7 protein-coding genes are annotated in these 7,500 nt (G+C 30.8%); 5 read left to right on the top strand and 2 right to left on the bottom strand.

The genetic code is table 11. From position 1 onward, the window contains the following. Positions 1 to 181: 181 nt before the first annotated feature. From EHE19_RS06595 to EHE19_RS06610, 4 genes are all read left to right on the top strand, one after another. The gene (locus EHE19_RS06595; RefSeq protein ID WP_137698462.1) at positions 182 to 1,585 is read left to right on the top strand and encodes a family 4 glycosyl hydrolase; all 1,404 of its coding nucleotides are present in this window, start codon (positions 182 to 184) and stop codon (positions 1,583 to 1,585) included. 403 nt (positions 1,586 to 1,988) lie between these two features. Then, positions 1,989 to 3,638, top strand: a complete 1,650-nt coding sequence (hcp, locus tag EHE19_RS06600) for a hydroxylamine reductase (RefSeq protein ID WP_137698461.1) — start codon at positions 1,989 to 1,991, stop codon at positions 3,636 to 3,638. A gap of 230 nt (positions 3,639 to 3,868) precedes the next feature. Beyond that, entirely contained in the window at positions 3,869 to 4,267 is a 399-nt protein-coding gene (locus tag EHE19_RS06605; RefSeq protein WP_137698460.1) for a secondary thiamine-phosphate synthase enzyme YjbQ, read from the top strand. Positions 4,268 to 4,427: 160 nt separating this feature from the next. After that, positions 4,428 to 4,610: a DUF6472 family protein gene (locus tag EHE19_RS06610; RefSeq protein WP_137698459.1), complete on the top strand. Its 183-nt coding sequence runs from the start codon at positions 4,428 to 4,430 to the stop codon at positions 4,608 to 4,610. A 110-nt stretch (positions 4,611 to 4,720) separates the two neighbouring features. Here EHE19_RS06610 and EHE19_RS06615 read toward each other — a convergent pair whose 3' ends face one another. Then, positions 4,721 to 5,056 carry a helix-turn-helix domain-containing protein gene (locus EHE19_RS06615; RefSeq protein WP_137698458.1) on the bottom strand — a complete coding sequence of 112 codons (336 nt, stop codon included), beginning with the start codon at positions 5,054 to 5,056 and terminating at the stop codon, positions 4,721 to 4,723. 341 nt (positions 5,057 to 5,397) lie between these two features. Next, positions 5,398 to 5,739 carry a helix-turn-helix domain-containing protein gene (locus EHE19_RS06620; protein ID WP_244648349.1) on the bottom strand — a complete coding sequence of 114 codons (342 nt, stop codon included), beginning with the start codon at positions 5,737 to 5,739 and terminating at the stop codon, positions 5,398 to 5,400. A gap of 413 nt (positions 5,740 to 6,152) precedes the next feature. On the opposite strand from EHE19_RS06620, the gene EHE19_RS06625 reads away from it, so the two are divergent. Continuing rightward, positions 6,153 to 7,004: a hypothetical protein gene (locus tag EHE19_RS06625; RefSeq protein ID WP_137698457.1), complete on the top strand. Its 852-nt coding sequence runs from the start codon at positions 6,153 to 6,155 to the stop codon at positions 7,002 to 7,004. The last annotated feature ends 496 nt before the right edge of the window (positions 7,005 to 7,500 follow it).

The following is a 7,500-nucleotide window of genomic DNA, read 5'->3' on the forward strand; positions in this document are numbered from 1 at the left end:
AAACTAATGGTATAATTTCCATATAGCATACAGGCACAAGGTCGTGCTGTGATCCAATCACACTAATTTGAAAATGTACACAATATAATTTTAGTTAATCAATTATCAAATATAACAATAGCATTAAAAGTTTTTATACAAAGAAGTATAAGACTAAGCTGAAAAAAAGGGGTTTTCAAATATGAATTATCAAGGTGATTCGGCTACAGATATTAATATTGCATACATAGGGGGAGGCTCAAGGGGCTGGGCATGGACATTTATGACTGACCTTGCTTTAGAGCCAAATATTTCTGGAACAATTAAGCTTTATGATATAGATTTAGAAGCAGTTAAAAGTAATGAGATTATTGGAAATAATGTTTCTAGAATAAAGGAAGCTATTAGTAAATGGAATTATGAAGTGGCTTATACTTTGCAAGATGCACTTATTAATGCAGACTTTGTTATTATTTCAATGCTACCTGGAACTTTTGATGAAATGGAAGTAGATGTGCATATGCCGGAAAGGTATGGGATTTATCAATCAGTTGGTGATACTGTGGGACCTGGAGGCATAATGCGTGCACTTCGTACACTGCCTTTGTTTGTAGGATTAGCAAATGCAATAAAAACCTTTTGTCCTAATGCTTGGGTTATAAATTACACAAATCCATTGTCACTTTGTGTGAAAACGCTATACTATGTGTTCCCAAAAATAAAAGCCTTTGGATGCTGTCATGAAGTGTTTGGTGCACAACAATTACTTAAGGGTATTTTTGAAAAGAAAACAGGTATTGAGGTTTGGAGCAGAAATGAAATATTAGTTAATGTATTGGGAATTAACCATTTCACCTGGTTTGATTATGCTTCTTATAAAGGCAAAAACCTTTTTCCAATTTTTAAAGAATATGTCTCTGAGCATTTCGATGAAGGCTTTATAGACGAAAATTATAGTAAAGCTGATCGTTTTTCATGCTCTCATAGGGTTAAATTTGATTTGTTTAATAGATTCGGATTGATTGCTGCTGCTGGAGATAGACATTTAGCTGAGTTTATGCCAGGAGACACATATCTCTTAAATCCCGAAACAGTTGAACATTGGGGATTTTCACTGACTCCGGTTTCATGGCGTAAAGCAGATTTACAAAGACGACTAGAAAGAAGTAGACGTTTGGTATCTGGAGAAGAGTCTTTTAATTTAGTACCATCTGGAGAAGAGGGGATTTTGCTTATTAAGGCTTTATGCGGACTTAATCGGTGCATAAGCAATGTTAATATGCCTAATTCTTTTATGCAAATTAGAAATTTACCTAAATCTGCAATTGTAGAAACAAATGCTATTTTTGAAGGTGACAGAATTCGTCCAATTGCAGCAGGAAGGATTCCTGAGGGGATTCTCGCATATATTAAACCGCAAACTGACAATCATGAACGTGTCTTAAAAGCAGCATTAGAATGCAACATAGATCTTGTATATGAAGCTTTCAAATATGATACGTTAATTAATGGAAGGCTAAGTAAAAAGGAAATAAAATGTTTAGTAGGTGATATGATTAAAGGTACTATGAAGTATTTACCTAAAAAATGGGAAGCTGAATTATGATATATTGGATATATTCTAATTATCTTTGAACAACAAGAAATAGATAAACTTGACAATAGCTTGACTTTCTATTCGAAAGTTGAGTAATAACTATTAATAAGCTAATCAAAATATGGTTAGCTTTTTTTGATGTGCAAAAATTTATTGATAATCCTAAAGCTTTCTAATGTCAGTGAAGAAATTCAAGCCTAATTGTGCTCAAATTGGATAAAAGATTAATTTTCCTGAAAAAATAAATATAGTTTTTTAATAAAAAATATTCTCTTCGAATTTTGAACGGTAATTGCCTATGTTTAGTATATAACAAGTAAAGTGATGGAATACTATTACAAAATTATGCTTTGTAGAGACAAATTTTATAGCTACAGCAAAAATAGAAAATTTCTAGAAGGGAGAACAAATAATGCATAACGAAATGTTTTGCTTTCAGTGTGAACAAACAATAGGAGGCAAGGGCTGTACGAAAGTAGGTAACTGTGGAAAAGACAGTGAAGTAGCAGCATTACAGGACTTACTTATTTATCAACTAAAGGGTATAGGCTATTGTGGACAAAAATTATTGGAAAAGGGTATCAAAATAGATGATGAAACAGATAAATTTATTATGGATGCTGCTTTTTCAACTCTAACAAATGTTAACTTTGATCCTGAGAGATTTGTAGAATATTTGAGAAAAGCACAAGAAATAAAAGAGTGCTTGAAAAAGCAGCTGCTAGAGTGTAAAAATCATTTTCCAGAAGTAGTAAGTTATACTCTTCCAGCTACAAAAGAAGAAATGCTTAAGGATGCAAAAAAAGCTGGTATAATGTATGACCAGACTTTAGATGCAGATATTCGTTCCTTAAGAGAGATGCTCATTTATGGAATGAAGGGAATGGGAGCTTATGGCCATCATGCGCATGTTTTAGGCTATAAGGATGAGACAGTTAGTAAGTTTTTCTATAAGGGTTTTGCAGCAGTTATTAATGAAGGCCTGACAGTTGATGATTTGTTCAATTTAATTATGGAATTTGGACAAGTCAATTTAAAATGCATGGAGTTACTTGATAAAGCAAACACGGGCTCCTATGGCAATCCTGTTCCAACACAAGTCAGTATTACAAAGAAAAAGGGTCCATTTATTATTGTTTCTGGGCATGACCTGAAGGACTTAAAGGAACTGCTTGAGCAAACGGAGGGCAAAGGAATCAATATATATACCCATGGTGAAATGCTTCCTGCTCATGGCTATCCAGAATTAAAAAAGTATCCTCACTTAGTAGGTAACTTTGGCGGAGCATGGCAAGATCAACAAAAAGAGTTTGACGGAATACCGGGTTGTATACTTATGACAACAAATTGTTTGCAAAAACCACGAGACTCCTATAGGGATAGAATATTTACAACAAGTATTGTTGGATGGCCTGAAATAACTCATATCAGAGAGGTTAACGGTAAAAAAGACTTTAGTCTTATAATAAACAAGGCTTTTCAGCTAGGTGGTTTTACAGAAGATGAACCTGAACAGAAAATAACAGTGGGCTTTGGGCATAATGCAGTATTAAGCAATGCCGATAAGATAATTGATGCAGTAAAAAATGGAGCGATAAAGCATTTCTTCCTGATTGGAGGATGTGATGGTGCAAGACCGGGAAGAAATTATTTTACTGAATTTGCAGAGAAAACACCAAAGGATACAATAATACTTACACTTGCTTGTGGTAAGTACAGATTTAACAAAATGAATTTGGGTCAAATAGGAGAATTTCCTAGAGTTCTTGATGTAGGTCAGTGTAATGATTCTTTTGGAGCAATAAGAATTGCACTGGCGCTTGCAGATGCATTTAAATGTGGAGTAAATGATTTGCCGCTTTCATTAATTCTTTCCTGGTATGAACAAAAGGCTGTATGTATTCTTATTACATTGTTATCACTTGGAATTAAGGATATTAGACTTGGACCAACACTACCGGCATTTATTACACCAAATATATTGCAAGTATTAATTGATAAGTTTGGAATCAAACCAATATCAACGCCAGATGAGGATTTAAAGGCTATATTGGGAAACTAATAAGTTTTTACAAAGTCCTGAGTAGAGAGTAAAAATGTGATGTGACCTCCTAGTAGAATTTTAGTTCTAAATATATGAGGTAGCTTATTCTATTCTTTACTTGGGATTTACATATGAAATATGTTTATTGAATTGCTATCAGAAATGATGTATTATATTAAGCAGGAAAATTACTATTTTTTGGGTAATGCGAGTAATATAATTTTTTAAAAGAGAGAAGATAAGTAGAAATGAAGCTTTTTGAATATAGTTTATCAACAAATACTGAAGGTATGTACAATGTAACAAGACAAGCAGCCGAGGCAGTAACTAAAAGTGGTGTAACTGACGGAATATGTGTAGTCTATTGTCCCCACACTACGGCAGGGATAACAATAAATGAGAATGCAGACCCTGATGTAGTCCACGATATACTCCTTGGTTTAAAGGCGGCTTTCCCAGATAGAAAAGAATTTTTGCATTGTGAAGGGAATTCTTCCGCTCATCTGAAAGCATCTTGTGTTGGAAGTTCAGCAACTGTCATTATAAAGGGTGGAAGATTGCTGCTTGGTACTTGGCAGGGGATTTATTTTTGTGAATTTGACGGACCAAGAAACAGAAAATTCTTTATTAAAATATGTGAGGATTAATAATTAATATATTAAATTTATGGTTGGGCTATACTATGTGCAGCAAAATATTCAACTTTTTAAAAAAATGTAATAATCAAACTTATGTATTGATAGTTTTTAACATCTGTAAATTGTCAATTAAAGTTGAGTAAATGATTTGTTATACAAGGAGCAAGAAATGGAAATAAAATTAAATTGTGATTGTTGTATTTATTATTTTTATGACGAAGAATACGACTGTTATGTATGTGAAGTTAATTTAGATGAAGATGAGATGGTCAAGTTTATACAAAATTCATTTGATGATTGTCCATACTTTAGACTAAATGATGAGTATAAAACTGTAAGAAAACAGATTTGATTTAAAATAAGCGAATAAATTGAAATAAGCTTATATTTGTAGGAATGACAATGACTATTTCTTTTGAATGATTATTCACACCTTCTTTTAGAGAACTTTTGTCTACTGGCTTAGTCTGAGCTATATTTCTGTTTTACAAATTCAATATAGTCCTCAATCTGCTTAATGGCCTCTTTAGGTAAATTGGAAACATAAAGGCTATTAGATATTCTAGAGTATCCAGCTTCAGAATTACTATTTTCAGTCCTACCAAGTAGATAATCTACTGATACATTGAAATAGTCAGCAACTTTTTCTTTGATCTCATCATTAGGCGTACGATTACCAGCTTCATATTGGGATAAGGTAGTATTGCTTATATTTAAAATTTTGGAAAATTCAAGTTGATTTAAATTGTTTTTTTCTCTTAGTTTTTTAATTCTTTTACCTAAAATGTTTTTATCCATAAGGTTCCTTTCTCATTTTGCGGCTTAAATATACCATAACAAATATCTAAAACATATTTCACAAAATGGCAAAATAAATATTGACTTTTACGAAAAGTAAAAGTATAATAAACCTAAGATTTACAAATGAGAAAAATATACTATCTTTAACCATTGATTATTAAAAAAATGATAATTAAAAAAGCTTATTAACTAAATTATTAACTAATAAATAATAGGTAGTGATTTTTTAGCATTTGTTGTTATAGTAGGTTGCATAACATTTATAATAATGAATATGAATCTTGCAAATTAAAAACTCAAATTATTAAACAAATTATTTATTAAACAAATTATTAAAATTAGTAAGATTTATATTTCTGTTTTACAAATTCTATGTAGTCCTCAATTTGCTTAATAGCTTCCTCTGGAAGATTAGAGACATCGAACTTATAGAATTTTTCATCATTGGAACCTTCATCCTCTAAATTACATTTTTCAGTTCTCCCGAGAAGATAATCTACAGACACATTAAAATAGTCAGCTACCTTTTCCTTAATTTCATCACTAGGAGTTCGGTTGCCAGCTTCGTATTGCGATAAAGTAGTGTTGCTTATATTTAAAATTTTTGAAAATTCTAATTGATTTAAATTTCTATCTTCTCTAAGTTTTTTAATTCGCTGTCCTAAGATGTTATTATCCATATGAATCCTTTCACATTTTGTAAATTAATTATATCATAATGAAATTTTGCAGAAATATTATTTCACAAAATGCCAAAAAATATGTTGACTTTCACAAATAGTAAAAGTATAATAAATGTAAGTTTTACAAAAAGTAAAATATTATACAAAAAACACAAATAAACTACTGGAAAACTTAGAAAAATAGCTTTGTAATATGATTTTCAGAGTGTAAAACATAGTGAATATAACTTGTAAAAGCAATATTACATAATATCTAAAACTATTAAAATGCATTATTTTCATGTAAAAGTATGTGTCAGTAATGTACTAAGCATTTAAGTAGGCATAGACAAAAATACAAATAAAATAATCTGTACTAGTTTAATAGGTAAAATTCAAAAAGCAATAATCAGCGAGGAGGGAAAGACAAAATGGAAGACCAGCATATATTAGATATTAAAAATAAAATTAATGCTTCCATATCACAAAATTCTTATAAGGGATTTGTAAATGATAGAGGATGCATTGTTGTATGTACCGAGATGATGTCAATTATACAAGTTGGAAAAATAAACATTAATCCAAGACGAATATTTGATGTTTACATAACAGTTATGATAGAGGCAGTTAAATTGTTTTTTCATGCTGATGGAACATCGGGAACAATTACTGAGGTAATTCAGGAGTGTATTAAGGGAATAGGAAGTTTATGCAGAAATGCTGACGAATACAATCAAACCTATTATTTTGACAGTATTATTAAAAGTGTTCAAATAAGAGCGTTTCATGATTGGCCTGATTACGGATACAAACTATTAAGACATGCAGTATGCCTGATAAATACGCAAAAACAGGCAAACAGAATATTTGATGTTTTTTCTATTCTAGGCAAAATGTTCGATGGGAAAGACTATCCAGATAAATTTGTTATAATCCATGGTATTGTTGAACGAATGGAAGGAAAGGAAGCTGCAGACAAATATTTGATGGAAAACTTACATGTTGTTGAAATAAGAATGATTGCTGTTGATAAATTACTTGCTGAAGGAAATTATAAATTAGCTGAAGAACTATGTGTTGAGGCCCTACGAAAAACCAGGCGAAAATACTTAAATAGACCTACCATTTGGGCATATTATCTTGAAAAAATTTATACTGATACTGCAAACAAAGAAAAGCTTATTGATATATATTACCATAACCTTTTCCATGGCGACATGTCGTATGTAAAAAAACTAAAAGAATTATACCTTAATGAAGAAGCTTTTATTTCTAATGGTTAAAATTCTTGATTAGTTAATAAAACATTCTTATTTTTAATAAGACTTAAGTAAGCAGATGACAAAGTAATCAACTTTAAAAGCTAAATAGAATATAAAACAAGATAATAAAGCTATGGATTGTTACATAATTATTTGCTGTTGCTTTTTTAAGCGGAGTCTTACTAAATTTAAGAATTGTTTTTTATTATAAAAGTACAATTAAATTAATGGCTTAGCCGATCTAATGACAATTTTCCTAATGTAAGGTGAAGTTTATGAATCAAAGCCAGAAGGCCCATAAATTCAAGCATTTTAGAGAGGTATAAATTTATAAACGATTAGCCCATTATTTTAGCCTTTATTTAGAGGGACATTTTTGAGGTTAGGCTGTTAATTTATTGTACTATTTTTTTAATTTATTTGTTATATGGTTTCAAAATGAAGAGTAATTATGCTGTTAAGAAGTATAAAACATGTCTGAATCATGTCTGAATTATTGAAGGAAACGAATATGAGC

Source organism: Ruminiclostridium herbifermentans, from assembly GCF_005473905.2.
GTDB classification, from domain to species: Bacteria; Bacillota; Clostridia; order Acetivibrionales; family DSM-1351; genus Ruminiclostridium; species Ruminiclostridium herbifermentans.